Genomic DNA, 15490 nt, shown 5'->3' with positions numbered 1-15490 from the left:
CATTCCTATATAGCCCTTCGGGCATGATCTCTTTATGTGCGCCTTTGAACATCTGGGATAAGGTGCGCGCTTTCTTGCCACCCGTTATGGACTGATCATGAACTCAATTTTTATTATCGACGACCACCCGGTCATACGAATGGCCATACGTATGCTCCTGGAAAACGAAAATTACGAGGTGGTCGGAGAGACCGACAACGGCGTCGACGCGATGCAGATGGTCCGCGAATGCATGCCCGACCTGATCATTCTCGACATCAGTATCCCCAAGCTGGACGGGCTCGAAGTACTCGCCCGCTTCAACGCCATGAACCTGCCCTCCAAGATTCTCGTACTGACCGCCCAGGCGCCGAGCCTGTTCGCCATCCGTTGCATGCAGTCGGGCGCCTCGGGTTATGTGTGCAAGCAGGAAGACCTCAGCGAACTTGTCAGCTCGGTGAAGGCCGTATTATCCGGCTACAATTACTTTCCCAGTCAGGCCCTTGCCGCGACGATCAAAAAAGAAGGTGACCCCAACGAGCTTGAGCGCTTCAAACTCGTCAATGACCGCGAACTGATGGTGTTGCAACTGTTTGCCCAAGGGCGGACAAACAAGGAAATAGCCAAGGGTATGTTTCTCAGCAACAAAACGGTCAGCACTTACAAAACCCGTTTAATGCAAAAACTCAAGGCCAAGACTCTGGTAGAACTTATCGAGATGGCAAAACGCAATTCGCTAGTGTGAGAGACAGGATGCCAAAGGCGTTAAAGGACTATTGCATAGCAGCCGTCATTGTCTGCCTTGGCTTCGATACCCAGGCAGGCCCGCTGACGCCCGAACGCTACACGCTGCTGAGCCGCTCCAACCCGGCGCACATGGACGTGACGCTGGACCGCGCCCAGTGGCAATGGGTGCGCAACAAGCGCGAGCTGGTGGTCGGCACCTCCGCGCCAGACTATCCGCCGTTCGACATGACCCTGACCGGGCGCGACTACGAAGGCTTTACCGCCGATTACGTCGGCATCCTCGGACGCGTGCTTGACCTGCCGGTGAAGGTACTGCGTTTTGCCAGCCGCGACGAAGCGATTCAGGCGCTGAGCAGGGGCGAAATCGACCTGCTGGGCAGCGCCAATGGCTACGAGGCGGCGTCGCGCGGGATCATGCTGTCCACGCCTTACGCCGTTGACCAGCCCGTGCTGGTCACCCGCGCCGGAGAGGCGCGGCCACTGAACGGCGACCTCAACGGTTTGCGCCTGAGCATGGCTTATCACTACCTGCCCCCCGACGAAATCGCCGCGCTCTATCCCAAGGCGCGCCTGCAGACTTTCCCCTCTTTCCAGAGCGCGATCAACGCCGTGGCATTCAACCAGGCTGACGTGTTTCTGGGCGACACGATTTCCACCCATTACGTGATCAACAAGGGCTATCTGAACAACGTGCAGATGGCCAATTTCGGCAAGCATGAGGCGAACGGTTTCAGCTTCGCCGTAGAGGCTACCAACCCCATGCTGCTGGACATCGTCAACCGGGTGCTCAAAGGCATTCCGGTTGAAGAGCGCATCGCCATTTCCAAACGCTGGGGCGCTGGCAGTGACCTGATGCTCACCGACCAGAAGCTGCAGCTCAATCAGCGGGAAGAACGCTGGATCGCTCAGCATCCGACCGTTCGCGTAGTGTTCAACGAGGCCTATGCACCGCTGACCTTTTTTGACGGGGCCGGCAATTTCAGCGGCGTCACCGCCGATTTGCTCGAACTCATTCGTCTGCGCACCGGGCTCAGCTTCCAGGTGAGCCACGCCGCCAGCATGAACGACATGACCAACCAGCTGAGCCAGGGCCAGGCCGACCTGATCGGCGCGATGATCCCCAGCGAGGAGCGGCAGAATCGCTTCAATTTCAGCCGGCCCTATATGGACAACGTGTTCGTACTGGTCACGCGCAAGGAAACCTCGGCGCCCTCCAATCTCGATCAACTGGACGGCAAGCGCGTGGCGCTGGCCCTTAGCAGCCCGATCCTGCCCTTCCTGCGCGAACGGCACCCCGGCATTTATCCGGTGGAGGTCGACAACCCGGCGCAAGCCTTGGACCTGCTCGCCCACGGCCGGACAGAGGGCGCCATCACCTCATTGTTCAGCGCCAGTTATTTCCTTTCCTCCCGGGCGCTGAACGACACGCTGCAGATGCGCGTGACGGTCGGGCAGGAACCGGCACGCATCGCCATGGCCACGTCACGCAACGCGACCGAGCTGACCTCGATCCTCGACAAGGCGCTGTCGAGCATCGCCCCGGAGGACCTGGCGGCCATCAACAACCGCTGGCGCACCTACACGCCGCCGAGCAGCGGCGCCTGGCACGACTACCAATTGTTGATCTACCAGATCATCGGCGGCGCCAGCCTGTTGCTGCTGGGCTCGCTGGCCTGGAATGCCTGGATGCGTCGGCAGATCAAACAGCGCGAGCGCGCCGAGCGGGCGCTCAACGATCAGTTCGAATTCATGAGCGCGCTGGTGAACGGCACGCCGCATCCCATCTATGTCCGCGACCGCGACGGCCTGCTGCAAATGTGCAACGAGAGTTACCTCGCCGCGTTTGCCGCTCGCCGCGAGGACGTGATCGGACAAAGCATTCTCGACGGTGTGCTGAGCGACACCGAAGAGGCCCTGGGCTACGTCGAGGATTACAACCGTGTCATGGCCGAAAACGAACCGCTGATTCTCGACCGCTCGCTGCACATCGGCGGTCGCGAGTTGACGATCTACCACTGGATCCTGCCGTTCCGCGACTCCCTCGGCAAAGTGCAAGGCATCATCGGCGGCTGGATCGACATCAGCGAACGGCGGCAATTGATCGAGCAACTGCAGACGGCCAAGGACCTCGCCGATGATGCCAACCGCGCGAAAAGCACCTTCCTGGCAACCATGAGCCACGAGATCCGCACGCCCATGAACGCGGTCATCGGCATGCTCGAACTGGCCCTGAAGCGCGCCGACCACGGCCACCTGGACCGCCCGGCCATCGAAGTGGCCTACAGCTCGGCGAAGGATCTGCTGGAGCTGATCGGCGACATTCTCGACATCGCCCGCATTGAGTCAGGCCGTTTGAGCCTGAGTCCCGAGCGCGCCAACCTGCGCCAGCTGGTCGAATCCGTGGTGCGGGTGTTCGACGGGCTGGCCCGGCAAAAAAGCCTCACGCTGGCGCTGGATCTGGACGCGCGGACCAACACGGATGTGCTGATCGACCCGCTGCGCTTCAAGCAGATTCTCTCCAATCTCATCAGCAATGCCATCAAGTTCACCGAACTGGGTCAGGTCAAGATCACCCTCCAGACTGAAGCCGGCCGCAACCCGCAGCAAATGCGCGTGCAGGTGGTGATTCACGACAGCGGCATCGGGATCACCGAGCAGGACCAACAGCGGCTGTTTGCGCCCTTTGCCCAGGTGGACCAGTCAGGGCAACTGGCGCGAACCGGCGCCGGCCTTGGCCTGGTGATCTGTCGCAGCCTGTGCGAAATGATGGGCGGACACCTGACGTTGAGCAGCCGTCCCGGGGATGGCACGCGGATCGAGATGAGCTTCGAGTTCACCACCCTCGAGCCGCTGGATGCTAAAAGCATCGCCCGTGAAGCGCCGCCGCACGCGTCAGCCCAGTTGCACATCCTGATCGTCGACGATCACCCGGCGAACCGTTTGTTGCTATTCGAGCAACTGTGCTTTCTCGGGCATCGCTGCGACATGGCGGTACAAGGCGCCGAAGCCCTGGAGCGGTGGCAGGCTGAGCGATTCGATCTGGTCATCGCCGACTGCAACATGCCGGTCATGAACGGCTACGACCTGACCCGGGCGCTCCGCCAGCTGGAGCAAAGCGAGGCACGTCCGCGCTGCACCGTGCTGGGCTACACCGCCAATGCCCAGCCGGAGGAAAAGCAACGCTGCCAGGATGCCGGAATGGATGACTGCCTGTTCAAACCCATCAGCCTGACGGCACTGAACGACCGCCTCAGCAAAGTCATGCCGCTGCGGGCTGCGTCGACGCAAGGCGCGGTGATTACGGTGGCGACTGGGACCGCTAAACCGCCGCAGGAAGTGTTCGACCCGCTCACCATCGAAGCGCTGACCGGTGGCAGGGCCGACATGAATGCGCGGCTGCTCGATCAACTTATCGACAGCATTCGCCAGGATCGCGCCGAGCTGAATGCCAGCACGCTCCCGGAGCAGTTGAAAGACATCGGGCACAAGGTCCGCGGCGCGGCGAATATTATTTCCGCGACGGCTGCCATCGAAGCGTGCGAAGCGCTGGAAGCTGCCTGTGAAGCCGAAGCACCGGACGCCACTCTCGGCGAACGGCAGTCAGCACTTGATGCAGCGATGGGAGTCCTGGAGCAGGCACTGGTGGCTTATCGTGGGAAGACCCCCGCGCCAAAGGCGAGGCCGCTGGCATGAGGCTGATTCCAATGAGCGCTGCCGATTTTCGAGCATTTGCTGCCCGTTCGGTCGCCGGGTATGCCAGGGATATTGTTCGCACCTACGGGCTGCCTGAAGTGCTGGCCTTCGAAAGCGCCAGCGCTGACTTCAATGACCTGGTGGCGGATGGCCTGGAGACAGAGGGGCATTACTTCTACTGCTTATGCACCGATGAAGGCGTTGAGGTGGGCAGCCTGTGGCTAGGCGTGGTGGAGGATCATCCGTTGCCGGCCAAACTGTTCATCTATGACCTGGAGATTCATCAAGCCTTCAGACGTCAGGGCCTGGGCCGGCAAGCACTGCGCGCCGTCGAATCGTGGGGCATCGAGCGCGGCATTCGGCGCCTGGAGTTGAATGTCTTCGCTGACAACCATGGGGCGCGCAAGCTGTACGAGACGTCGGGGCTCGCTGTCAGTGAAGTGACCATGGGCAAGGATTTCTAGGCTGCCAGCATGCGTCGGCGGTCACGCCGGCGCGGTAGCAGAATCAACGCTGCCGTACGGCGCCAAGTGCTCGCTCAGGTATTTCAGTAAAATGCTCACCTTCGGCAGCGCCTCCCTGGTTTTCAACCAGACCAGGTTCATGGGCAGTCCGTCGGTGGCGAGTTCCGGCAGCACTTCCACCAGCCGCCCTTCGTTGAGATGGGTTTGCACCAGCCAGGTTGGCAACTGTGCGATGCCATGCCCGGCCAGCGTGGCCGACACTTCACCCTCGCCGTCCCCCACCGCAATGCGCGGATGAATGACCCGCCGCTCCTGGTCCCCCGGCACGCGCCCGCGAAAGTACCAAGGTTGGACCTGCCCGTCGGACTGGCCGTAGGCGATGCAATGATGATCCTCGAGATCAGCGTCAGTTTCAGGCCGACCGTGTTCGGCGATGTAACTCGGTGCGGCACAGAACACCAGTCGCTGGGCGCCAATGAACCGATGCCCCAGCCCCGCCGCCCAGGCATCGCGTCCGCCGATCCTCACCACAATATCGATGCCTTCATGCACCGGATCGATGAACCGGTCGGAGAAGGAAATGTGCGGTTGCAGCAGCGGGTACTCCCTGACGAAATTGAGAATCAGCGGCAACACATGGAGGCGCCCGTAAGAGGCGGGCAAATCAATTCGAACCCGCCCATGGGGTTCATGCCGCTCCGACGCGAGCGCCAATTCAGCTTCTTCGAGGTCAGCCAGCACGCCGCTGCAGGTGGCGTAGAACTTCACACCGGCCTCGGTGAGGGCCAAGCGGCGTGTGGTGCGATTGAACAGGCGCTGGCCCAATCGCTGCTCCAGCCGGGCGATGCTTTTGCTGACCGCCGACGGCGTCAGGTTCAGCTTCAGCGCGGCGCTGGCGAAGCTGCCGAAATCGGCCACGGCCACAAACACGTCAATGCCCTTGAGCCGCTCGGATGAGAACATTGCGATCACCACTAATGAACTGAATTCGCGATAGTAAGTCATTTATGTCGCGGATGAGAACGCAAATCTCCAATAGGCTATGGCTACGTCTCTTGGAGCTTCCTTTATGCAACCTACACACTCCGCAACGGCGTCCGCGCCGGATGCCACCTCTCGATCAGGGGTTCAGATCCTGATCATGGCGGTCGCTGCTTTCATCATCGTCACTACCGAATTCCTGATCGTCGGACTGCTTCCAGCCATGGCCAAAGACCTCGGCGTATCCATCGCCGTCGCTGGCCAGGTGGTGACACTGTTCGCCTTTACCGTGATGTTGTTCGGGCCGTTCCTCACCGCAAAACTCGCCGGTGTGGAACGCAAAAAACTGTTCACCATCATCCTGCTGGTGTTCGCGGCCTCCAACGTGCTGGCAGCGCTTTCCACCAACATCTGGGTCATGGCCCTCGCCCGCTTCATCCCGGCGCTCGGTTTGCCCGTCTTCTGGGGCACCGCCAGCGAAACCGCCGGGCAGCTGGCAGCGCCCGGCAAATCGGGTCAGGCCGTGTCGCGGGTGTACCTGGGCATCTCCGCCGCCCTCGTATTCGGCGTGCCGTTGGGCACCGTCGCCGCCGACACCCTCGGCTGGCGCGGCAGCTTCTGGGTGTTGGCCGTCATCTCGCTGGTGATCGCCATCCTGATGCAACTGTGCATGCCCACCTTGCCTTCCTCGCCTGCCAAGCACGGCGCAAAGCAGACTGACATCCTGAAACAGCCGCGCTTTCTCGCCCACGTGTTGCTGTCAGTGCTGGCGTTCACCGCCATGTTCACGGCCTACACCTACCTGGCCGATATCCTCCAGACCCTAGCTGACGTTCCGACCAATCAAGTGGGCTGGTGGCTGATGGGCTTCGGCGCCGTGGGCATGATCGGCAACCAATGGGGCGGCGCGTTGGTTGATCGCAGCCCGCTGGGGGCCATGGTCCTGTTTTTGGTGATCTTGAGTGTCGGCATGGCCGCAGCCATTCCCCTTGCCACCAACCACGTTTGGCTGATTGCCGCGCTGGTACTGTGGGGCGTCGCGTACACCGCGCTGTTCCCGGTGTGCCAGGTGCGGGTCATGCAAGCCGGCGCCAAGGCACAGGCATTGGCCGCTACCATGAACATCTCGGCGGCGAACGCCGGGATCGGTCTGGGTGCGATTTTTGGCGGCCTGGGGATTGGACACCTCGGACTCGGGTCGTTGGGATGGATTGCGACCGGGATTGCGGCCCTGGCGATTGTGGTTGCGCTGCTGATGATGCGCAAACGCTGAGTGCTGATAGGGGACTGATTCGTTGACACGCTTCATCGTGAATTAATCTGTCCCCTTTCTCGGATTATCGTCGTTCATCCCGGGCAGCGACGAAGCAGGCACCGTCAGGACGAAGCTGGTAGACTGCGCCCCGAAATTACTTAAGAGGAACGCTTCATGGCCACTAACCGCTCCCGCCGTCTGCGCAAAAAACTCTGTGTCGACGAGTTCCAGGAATTGGGCTTCGAGCTGAAGCTGGGCTTCAAAGAAGACCTGGATGACGAGGCCATCGACGCCTTCCTCGACGCTTTCCTGACCGAGGCCATGGACGCTAACGGTCTGGACTACGTCGGCGGCGACGATTTCGGCCTGGTTTGCCTGGCGAACCGTGGTTCGGTCAGCGAAGAGCAACGTGCTGCTGTCGAAGCATGGCTCAAAGGCCGTAGCGAGCTGACTGAAGTTGAAGTCAGCCCTCTGCAGGACGCCTGGTACCCGGAAAAGCCGATCAACGCGGCTGTCTGATCAGCGGGCGGGCCTTCCCGCCAAGCTGATACCCTCAAAAAGCCATCCTCAGGGATGGTTTTTTTGTGTCTGAAATTCAAGGTTTGGCGTTTCTCGCCCCAGCAAACCTCAGCCAGATCTGCGGAATTACACCGCCGAGTATCGTTTAGCGTCCGGCCCAACCGTAAAAATCACGTTTTAACGTGACTTTGAAGGAACAAGCGCAAAAAATAGCGCCGTTTGACGGCAGTGCCCCGGCGCAAGTCACGAAAGCTTGGGGCATAATGCCGCTTTACCGAAACGCCAGTGTCACGCCCTGCCATCGGGCATTTCTGGTGGTTCGTTCACCGTGCGAGGGAATTCACCCCCTCTTCATCTCCGCATTTGCTGCAGTAGGGTTTATTGAATGATCAAGTCTTTGCGTCCGCTATTTATCGCCACCCTGCTTTTGCCCCTCTCGTTCTCCATCGCCGCCGCCCCTATCAACACCGCCCTGCCGCCCAAGGTTCAGGAAGCACTCAAAGCCAGCAAGCTGCAGAACGATGCGCTGTCGCTGGTGATGCTGCCGGTCAGCGGCCCCGGCACCCCTACGGTTTTCAACGCTGACGTGTCGGTCAACCCGGCCTCGACCATGAAGCTGGTGACCACCTACGCCGCTTTGGAAATGCTCGGCCCGACCCACCAATGGAAAACCGAGTTTTATACCGACGGCACCCTCAGCAACGGCGTTCTGCGTGGCAACCTGTACCTCAAGGGCGGCGGCGATCCCAAGCTGAACATGGAACGCCTGTGGCTGCTGATGCGCGATCTGCGGGCCAACGGCGTGCAGCAGGTGACCGGCGATCTGGTGCTGGATCGCAGCCATTTCGTGCAACCGCAACTGCCCGTGTTCGACGACGACGGCAACGACAAGAACAAGCCGTTCCTGGTGCGCCCCGACTCCTTGATGGTCAACCTCAAGGCCCTGCGTTTCGTCACCCGCAACGACGGCGGCAGGATTCTGGTTTCGGTGGAGCCGCCCATCGCCGCCATCCACATCAACAACCAGGTGAAGGCGCTGTCGTCCAGCAAGTGCACCGGTGACGTGCTGTACAACCCGGTGCCGGCAGCCGATGGCGGCATCACCGTCACGGTGTCCGGTCAGTTGGGCGACGGCTGTAATTCCCAGACGTATCTGTCGCTGCTCGACCACCCGACCTACACCGCCGGCGCCGTGCGCGCCATCTGGCAGGAACTGGGCGGGACGATTCTCGGCAAAGACCGTCTGGACGTGACGCCAGGCAGCGCCAAGCTGCTGGCCAAGGCCTTTTCGCCGGACCTGGCGGAAATCATCCGCGACATCAACAAATTCAGTAACAACACCATGGCCCAGCAACTGTTCCTGAGCCTGGGGTCGGAGTTCCGTAACGAGGCAGACGGTGACGACGCCAAGGCCGCACAGCGTGTCGTGCGCCAATGGCTGGCGAAGAAAGGCATCATCGCGACGCACCTGGTGATGGAAAACGGTTCAGGCCTGTCCCGCGCCGAACGGGTCAGCGCGCGGGAAATGGCGCAGATGCTCCAGGCCGCGTGGAACAGCCCGTTTCAAGCCGAGTTCATGAGTTCGCTGCCGCTGGCGGGCATGGACGGCACGATGCGCAAACGGCTGAAACGTACGGCGCTGCGCGGTGAAGCCCACATCAAAACCGGCACCTTGAACACCGTACGGGCTATTTCCGGATTCAGCCGTGACAGCAACGGTAACACCTGGGTGGTGGTCGCGATCCTCAACGACCCGCGTCCGTGGGGTGCGTCTTCGGTACTGGATGAAGTGCTGGTCAGCCTGTACAACCAGCCAAAACTGGCAAACACGTCCATTTCGCTTCAGCAGTAATGGCCTGCGCCGGGCTGTGCGAAATCGTTCGACGACATGCCCACAGCCCGGCCGCCAACCCTTGCATAGCCGTTCTGCCTACCAGCTCTGGCCCAACCCCAACAAACCGAGAATCTGCTTGCGCAGGTCGACCAGATACGGGTCGTCACGGTGCCGTGGATAGGCACGATCAATGGTCAGTTCGGCCTTGATCTGCGCGGGCCGGTCGCTGAAGACAATGACGCGGTTGGCGACCAGCAATGCCTCTTCGACATCGTGGGTGACCAGCAGCGCCGTGTAACCCTGGCGCTGCCACAGATCGATCAACTCCTGCTGCATGGCGATCCGGGTCAGCGAATCAAGCTTGCCCAGCGGCTCATCGAGAATCAGCAGCCGCGGCTCGTTGACCAGCGCCCGGGCCAGCGCGACTCGCTGCGCCATGCCGCCCGACAACTGTCGCGGATAGGCCCGCGCGAATTGACTCAAGCCGACCTTCGCGAGCGCCTCATCAACTTTGCCCTTGGTGGTTTTGAGCAGGCCCTGGGCTTCCAGCCCGAGGGCAACGTTGTCCCACACCCGACGCCACGGGTAGAGCGTCGGGTCCTGAAACACCATCACCCGAGTGGGATCCGGCCCGGTGATCGCAGCGCCGTCCGCAGTAAGGCTCCCGCTGTCTGCACCTTCCAACCCCGCGACCAGCCGCAGGAGGGTAGATTTGCCGCAACCGGAAGGGCCCAGCAGGGCAACAAATTCCCCCGGTTCAATCTCCAGCGACACCCGCTCCAGCACCGGCAATTTGTGCCCTTCGAGGGAGAAACCGTGGCTCAGATTATCAATGCGCAGCGCCAGGCCACGACTCGGCTCTGCGCTTGCCGCTCTGGCTGCATTCACCATTTCATTGCTCCTTCCTGCCAGGCCAGCAGACGGTCACGAATCAGAAACAGCGCCGAGATAAGACCTGAACAGGCCAGCGCCATGATCAACAACGCCGCGTACATGTTCGCGTACGCCGCCCAGCCTTGGGCCCATTGCAGGTACCAGCCGATGCCGGACTTCACGCCCATCATTTCGGCCACTACCAACGTCGAGAACGAGGCGCCGAGGCCCATGAACAAGCCGACGAAAACGTGAGGCAGCGCTGCTGGAATCGCCACCTTGAAAATCAGAAACCCCTGCTTTGCACCCAAGGTACGGGCCACGTCGTAGTAGGCCTTGTCCACACTCGACACCCCTGACCAGGTCAGCACCGTCACCGGGAACCAGGTCGCCAGAGCAATGAGAAACACACTGGCGCTCCAGCTGCTGGGAAACAGGAAGAAGCACAGCGGCAACAACGCGGTGGACGGGACCGGGCCGAGAATTCTCAACACCGGGTGCAGCCAGTAGCCGATGCTGCGCGACCAGCCGATGGCGACGCCGGCGATGAACCCCGTCAGCGCACCCACTGCAACACCGCTCCCCAACAGAATGGCCGAATGAAACAGACTGTCGGCCAGGCGCGGCCAGTCTTCGACATAGACGTCCAGTAACGCCTGGGGCGGCGCGAAAAACGGCACCGGCAACACGCCGAATTTAGCGGTAAGCAGCTCCCAGATCGTGAGCAGAATCGGCAGCGCGATCAGCCAGGGCCCGAGTGTGTGCGTACGCGTGACAACGCGCCGAGACCAGCGCCCCGTCACCACCGCCAACAGGATCAGCCCGGTCATGATCAGGCACAGATTCGCCAGGCCCTGGGTCATCGGCCAGAGACGAGTGGCGTTGGGCAGATACACGATCAACAGCGCCGCCACGAACCAGACCACAGCCGCCACCACACCCTGCAGCCAAAATATTCTTGCAGGGAGTTTCGACCGTTCGAGGTCAACAACCAGATCAACTGAAGACATCGGCCGTAATCTCCGCAGCAAAGGCATTGGCATCGGTGCTTTGACGGATGACCTCGACGGTTTTCAGATCACGCACGTAGGTGGCGATCTCCGCAGTCAACGCCGCGCCGACGGCGTGGTGGCCATGGGTATGATCGTGAAGGATGGCGACAACTTCCTCGGTCGTGGTGTTCAGCGCATACGCCTGGAATCCCTTGGCCACCTCCTCCGGATGCTTGACCGAGTAATCGTGGGCTTCAAGAATCGCCTGCGTCAGCGCGGCCACCACGCGTCTGTCGTCCCGCGCCAGTTTGCCGGTCACGCCCACCACGCAGCAGCTCAGGTTGGCGTAGTCCTCCACCAGGTTGGACGACAGCTCGCGGGCCTTGCCGGCGTTGATCAATCGGTACATGAACGGGTCGCTGCCGCTGACCGCCTGCACCTCCCCGCGCTCCAGGGCCGTGCCCAGCAGGTCGGCCGGATACAGGCGCTACTCGACGTCGCGCACCGGGTCGACGCCATGTTTCTTGAGCAGGATGGAAAAGAAGTTGCGGTCAGGGCTGGCCATGTCGGTCACGCCGATGGCCTTGCCTTTGAGGTCTTCGAGGGTCTTCACGTTGCCACTGGCCGCCGTGAGCAAACGCAGGCAACCGCCGTGGGTTCCGGCCGTCAACTTGACATCAAAACCTTGCTCCAGCGCTTTCAGCCATCGCAATGCCATGCCGATCCCGGCGTCGGCCTTCCCCGTTGCGATGGCTTCCAGCAGCACCTCTGTTGAATTCCCGAAATTGACCAGCTCGACGTCCAGATTGTGCTTCTTGAAAAAGCCCTGCCCGTGGGCGATGACCACGGGGGCCAGGCACACGGCGTTCAAGTTGATCGCGAGCTTCAGTGCCCTGGGCTGATCGAGCTTGATGAACTCCCCCGTGCCCGCGGGCTCTATGGCCCCGCCACTGGCGTCGGTGCCATGCCCGGCATGCTCTGCGTGTTCGTCGGCAGCCCAGACGCCGCGCGGCAATGACAGCAGAAGTGGTGACGCCAGCGCGGCGCCGGCAAGGCCCAGCACCCGCCGACGGCTCAGTTGATCGAAAACGGCCATGGTGTTCCCTTACCCGGTGAGTGAAATGGTCGTCGCCGAACAAGAATTTTAATAACCAAATCCTGGGGTTTCGCCGACTGCTTAAAACATTAGCACCGACCTTTTAATTAATTAAATTCATTTTTGTTCTAGATGACTATGCAAATAGTCTATCTATCGAAGTGACTGAAATGCATCCCCGGCAACGTCAACGCCTCTAGTGGGTGCGTGCTGACGGCAATGTCATCCACCCTCTCGGGGACTCACGCTATGCTCCCTGTTCGAGCCATCACAGGATTCACGCCGCCCATGAAGACCTCCAGATCCCAGACCGTCCGCCACGCCCTCCTCCTATCGGGATTGCTCAGCGCACTGCTATCGGCAGCCGTGCCAGCCCACGCCGAAGACGGCAAACCCACCCGAGTGCGCGGCGCCATCACCGCGGTCGAGGGCGATGCGTTGAAGATTCACAGCAATCGCGGAGAGGACTTTCAAGTCGTGCTGACCCCCGACACTCAGATTCGCGGAGTGACATTGGCGCAGGTGTCGGAAATCAAACCAGGGAGCTACATCGGCTCCGCGGCGGTGCCGCTGCCGGACGGCTCGTTGAAGGCGCTCGAGGTGCACGTTTTCCCGCCGGAAATGGCGGGCACGGGGGATGGCCATCGGGCTTTTGACCTGACGCCAGAGAGCACGATGACCAACGGATCGGTCGGCGATCTGGTCGCCAGCAATGGACGCACCATCACCGTGAATTACAAAGGTGGACAGAAGAAGATCGTCATCCCTGATGACGTGCCCATCGTCAATCTGGTGCCAGGCGATCGCGGCCTGCTCAAGCCCGGTGTGAAGGTGGTGCTGCAGGCGCAGAAAGGCTCTGATAACACGCTGACCGCGCTGTCGATCTCTGCTGGGGAAAATGGCGTTGCTCCGCCGATGTGAAGCAGCCGATGTGAAGCGGGCCACCATGAAGCGGCCGATGTGGAGGGGCTGTCGCGATCAAACCTGGCGCGGGGCCGGCCGATGATCGGGCCGGACAGCACGCACAGGTCAGTGAATGGAGGCCTGACTCAAAGACAGGTCGCGAGCACCGCGCCACGCTGCTCAATGACCTTCGCGCCGGGCTTGGCGTAGAAATTGACCTTGGTTATGCCCGCCTTGCCAGCGACGTCGGCGAAATACTCGCCTTCGGTGGTATAGACCGTGAACGCGCCAGGGTCACCTTTGGCCATGAACACGTCGGCCACGTCACCGAACAGCTGCACGTTGGCCCACGTGACCTTGATGCACTCGGCAACGGCGACAGCAGGTTTCTGACTGGTGTAAACCTGCACCGGCCCGGCCGAGCGCGTCTGATTCAAGCTCATGCAGCCCGTCAACCCACCCGATAACATGATCAGCGCCACAGCGCCCGCCCAACGTTTCATGCCAGTCCCGTTCATCAAGCGCCCTCTTCCTTAAAAAAGGAGCGATGTTACCAGCTACGTCAAGCGAGCCCCATGGCAAAGCCGTCTGAGCGCTTAATCATCCAGCCCGGCGGGTGGTGCAGCGGGAGCGGCCTTGCCGGGCTTGGCCGGTTTGCCCGACTGGGTGGCGGCCTTCGGCTCGGCGACCGGCGCAGGCGGAGCAGCGGCGGCCGCTTCTTTCTCGGCCATCGGCATCTGGTCGATGGTGCTGAAGATGTCCTTCGGATCGATGGGACCGTTGTGAGTCATTTTCTTCTCACCGTCCTTGCCCACCAGAATCACCTGCGCCTGCTTTTCTGTCTGAGCGCCAAGCTTGAGTTCGCGGATCAGGGCCATGGTGGCCTGGGCATCGAGGTCCTTGCCGTTACGCTGCCCTACTGTGTTGATGATGGTGTAGAGCACCATGTCGCGCTTGGCGAATCCTTCCTTGTTGGCGGGTTCGTCCAGATTTTTCTTCAGACTCACCAGAGTCGGGTCCACCGAACTCGACGCGATAACGATCAATGGACGGGTCTTGCCGCGCTCCTGAGAAAGTGGGCCATCACCGTCGGCAGCCAGCAAGGGGCTCGACACGGCGAACAAAACGGCAAGGGTCAACGACCGGCTAAACATACACACCTCCTCTGGATTTCCATGCAGTCATGATCGCGCATCATGGGAAAAGGTCCAGACGGCAGCAGGAAAAAAACGGAATTTATTTCGCGGTGTGCGATGGCTCGAGGGGAAGAATCGGCCCGAGTTGTCCGGCCATAGGGGCTGTGGCTGACTTGAGGCAGGCTGGCGTGACATCGATATTTAAGGCAATAAAAAAGGGCGAATCTTCCGATTCGCCCTTTTTAGTTACCGCCCAGCAGAGCGGATTTGTTTGGTAGGCGCGATTGGACTCGAACCAACGACCCCCACCATGTCAAGGTGGTGCTCTAACCAACTGAGCTACGTGCCTGCTGTGGGTCGGCATTCTACGGATATTCAAATGACTGTCAACGTCTTTTTGCCCAGTAAGCCTATGAATATGCAAATTATTTAGGCCCGGCGCGAACACCCGCTGATCGACGTCAAAGGCGGCGCGTTAGCCCTCCTGTGCCGCCGCACGACCTCGGCCTGACGGGTCCCCATTACTGCAAACTGAATGGCACGTGCCGCTTGTCGCCGTAATGGCACTACTGCCGAACTCCAGATGCCGAATGAGTAAGGACTAACGACACGGAGATCACCCGATGAACAGATCACTTGCTGCACTCATGCTCGGCTGCGCCCTGACCTGCACCTCCCTCGCAGCGCTGGCGGGCGCCACTTCACCGGACATGGGGCCGCCCCCGTCACAGACGGGCATCGACCCGCGGGTCCAGGGCAGTGACGCCGCTCGCCAGGGCGCCGATGTGGACACGCAAACCAAGAAAGGCATCAGCATTGGCGGCGGCACGTCCATGAGCAACGGCACCGGCAATAATAACGATGCCGACCTGCCCGGTGGCGACACCACCAATGGCGGCGGCAGCAAAGGCTCGGGTTCGTCGAGCGCCGGCGGCGCAGGCGGTTGAAGCCTGTCGTACACCTGAGAAATGAAAGGGCGCTTGAACAGCGCCCTTTTCGTGCCTGGTTGTCGTGGCTG

The 15490-nt window shown here is 61.1% G+C and carries 13 protein-coding genes, 1 tRNA gene and 1 pseudogene; 8 read left to right on the top strand and 7 right to left on the bottom strand.

Annotated elements, in window-relative coordinates; translation table 11 throughout:
- Positions 1–97 precede the first annotated feature (97 nt).
- The 3 genes from FX982_RS16785 to FX982_RS16775 are packed head-to-tail and all read left to right on the top strand — an operon-like array spanning position 98 to position 4883.
- Positions 98–724: a response regulator transcription factor gene (locus FX982_RS16785; protein WP_122624200.1), complete on the top strand. Its 627-nt coding sequence runs from the start codon at positions 98–100 to the stop codon at positions 722–724.
- An 8-nt stretch (positions 725–732) separates the two neighbouring features.
- Entirely contained in the window at positions 733–4419 is a 3687-nt protein-coding gene (locus FX982_RS16780; RefSeq protein WP_172611706.1) for a transporter substrate-binding domain-containing protein, read from the top strand.
- Between the two features lie 11 nt (positions 4420–4430).
- A complete protein-coding gene (locus FX982_RS16775) occupies positions 4431–4883 on the top strand; it encodes a GNAT family N-acetyltransferase (RefSeq protein WP_172611705.1) in 453 nt (150 codons plus the stop codon).
- A gap of 21 nt (positions 4884–4904) precedes the next feature.
- Here the strand turns inward: FX982_RS16775 and FX982_RS16770 are convergent, their stop codons facing one another.
- Complete coding sequence (locus FX982_RS16770) at positions 4905–5846, bottom strand: LysR substrate-binding domain-containing protein (protein ID WP_122538683.1); 942 nt, start codon at positions 5844–5846, stop codon at positions 4905–4907.
- 106 nt (positions 5847–5952) lie between these two features.
- Here FX982_RS16770 and FX982_RS16765 point away from each other — a divergent pair, with 106 nt between their 5' ends.
- The 3 genes from FX982_RS16765 (at position 5953) to dacB (ending at position 9490) form a co-directional block, all read left to right on the top strand.
- A complete protein-coding gene (locus tag FX982_RS16765; RefSeq protein WP_122538179.1) occupies positions 5953–7137 on the top strand; it encodes an MFS transporter in 1185 nt (394 codons plus the stop codon).
- A gap of 156 nt (positions 7138–7293) precedes the next feature.
- On the top strand, positions 7294–7638 hold the full coding sequence (locus tag FX982_RS16760) for a YggL family protein (protein WP_065988787.1): 345 nt from the start codon (positions 7294–7296) through the stop codon (positions 7636–7638).
- Between the two features lie 385 nt (positions 7639–8023).
- Complete coding sequence (gene dacB / locus FX982_RS16755) at positions 8024–9490, top strand: D-alanyl-D-alanine carboxypeptidase/D-alanyl-D-alanine endopeptidase (RefSeq protein WP_122624197.1); 1467 nt, start codon at positions 8024–8026, stop codon at positions 9488–9490.
- Positions 9491–9568: 78 nt separating this feature from the next.
- Here dacB and FX982_RS16750 read toward each other — a convergent pair whose 3' ends face one another.
- From FX982_RS16750 to FX982_RS16740, 3 genes and pseudogenes are all read right to left on the bottom strand, one after another.
- A complete protein-coding gene (locus tag FX982_RS16750) occupies positions 9569–10363 on the bottom strand; it encodes an ABC transporter ATP-binding protein (RefSeq protein ID WP_172611704.1) in 795 nt (264 codons plus the stop codon).
- Positions 10357–11355, bottom strand: coding sequence for an ABC transporter permease (locus FX982_RS16745; protein WP_172611703.1), 999 nt, complete (start codon positions 11353–11355; stop codon positions 10357–10359). Before FX982_RS16745 ends, FX982_RS16750 begins: the two co-directional genes overlap by 7 nt.
- A pseudogene (locus FX982_RS16740) lies at positions 11342–12433 on the bottom strand (ABC transporter substrate-binding protein). Before FX982_RS16740 ends, FX982_RS16745 begins: the two are co-directional and overlap by 14 nt.
- 288 nt (positions 12434–12721) lie before the next feature.
- On the opposite strand from FX982_RS16740, the gene FX982_RS16735 reads away from it, so the two are divergent.
- The gene (locus FX982_RS16735; RefSeq protein ID WP_172611702.1) at positions 12722–13354 is read left to right on the top strand and encodes a DUF5666 domain-containing protein; all 633 of its coding nucleotides are present in this window, start codon (positions 12722–12724) and stop codon (positions 13352–13354) included.
- Positions 13355–13482: 128 nt separating this feature from the next.
- Here FX982_RS16735 and FX982_RS16730 read toward each other — a convergent pair whose 3' ends face one another.
- The 3 genes from FX982_RS16730 to FX982_RS16720 form a co-directional block, all read right to left on the bottom strand.
- A complete protein-coding gene (locus FX982_RS16730; protein ID WP_172611701.1) occupies positions 13483–13839 on the bottom strand; it encodes a 2-oxoacid ferredoxin oxidoreductase in 357 nt (118 codons plus the stop codon).
- Between the two features lie 93 nt (positions 13840–13932).
- Positions 13933–14490, bottom strand: a complete 558-nt coding sequence (locus FX982_RS16725) for a DUF4174 domain-containing protein (protein WP_172611700.1) — start codon at positions 14488–14490, stop codon at positions 13933–13935.
- Between the two features lie 254 nt (positions 14491–14744).
- Positions 14745–14821, bottom strand: a tRNA-Val gene (locus FX982_RS16720).
- Between the two features lie 274 nt (positions 14822–15095).
- Here FX982_RS16720 and FX982_RS16715 point away from each other — a divergent pair.
- A complete protein-coding gene (locus FX982_RS16715; protein ID WP_254074811.1) occupies positions 15096–15419 on the top strand; it encodes a hypothetical protein in 324 nt (107 codons plus the stop codon).
- Positions 15420–15490: the final 71 nt, after the last annotated feature.

This window comes from Pseudomonas graminis (assembly GCF_013201545.1).
Lineage (GTDB): Bacteria > Pseudomonadota > Gammaproteobacteria > Pseudomonadales > Pseudomonadaceae > Aquipseudomonas.
Note: the sequence above shows the minus strand (reverse complement) of the source record. Positions and strands in the feature narration are given on the sequence as shown.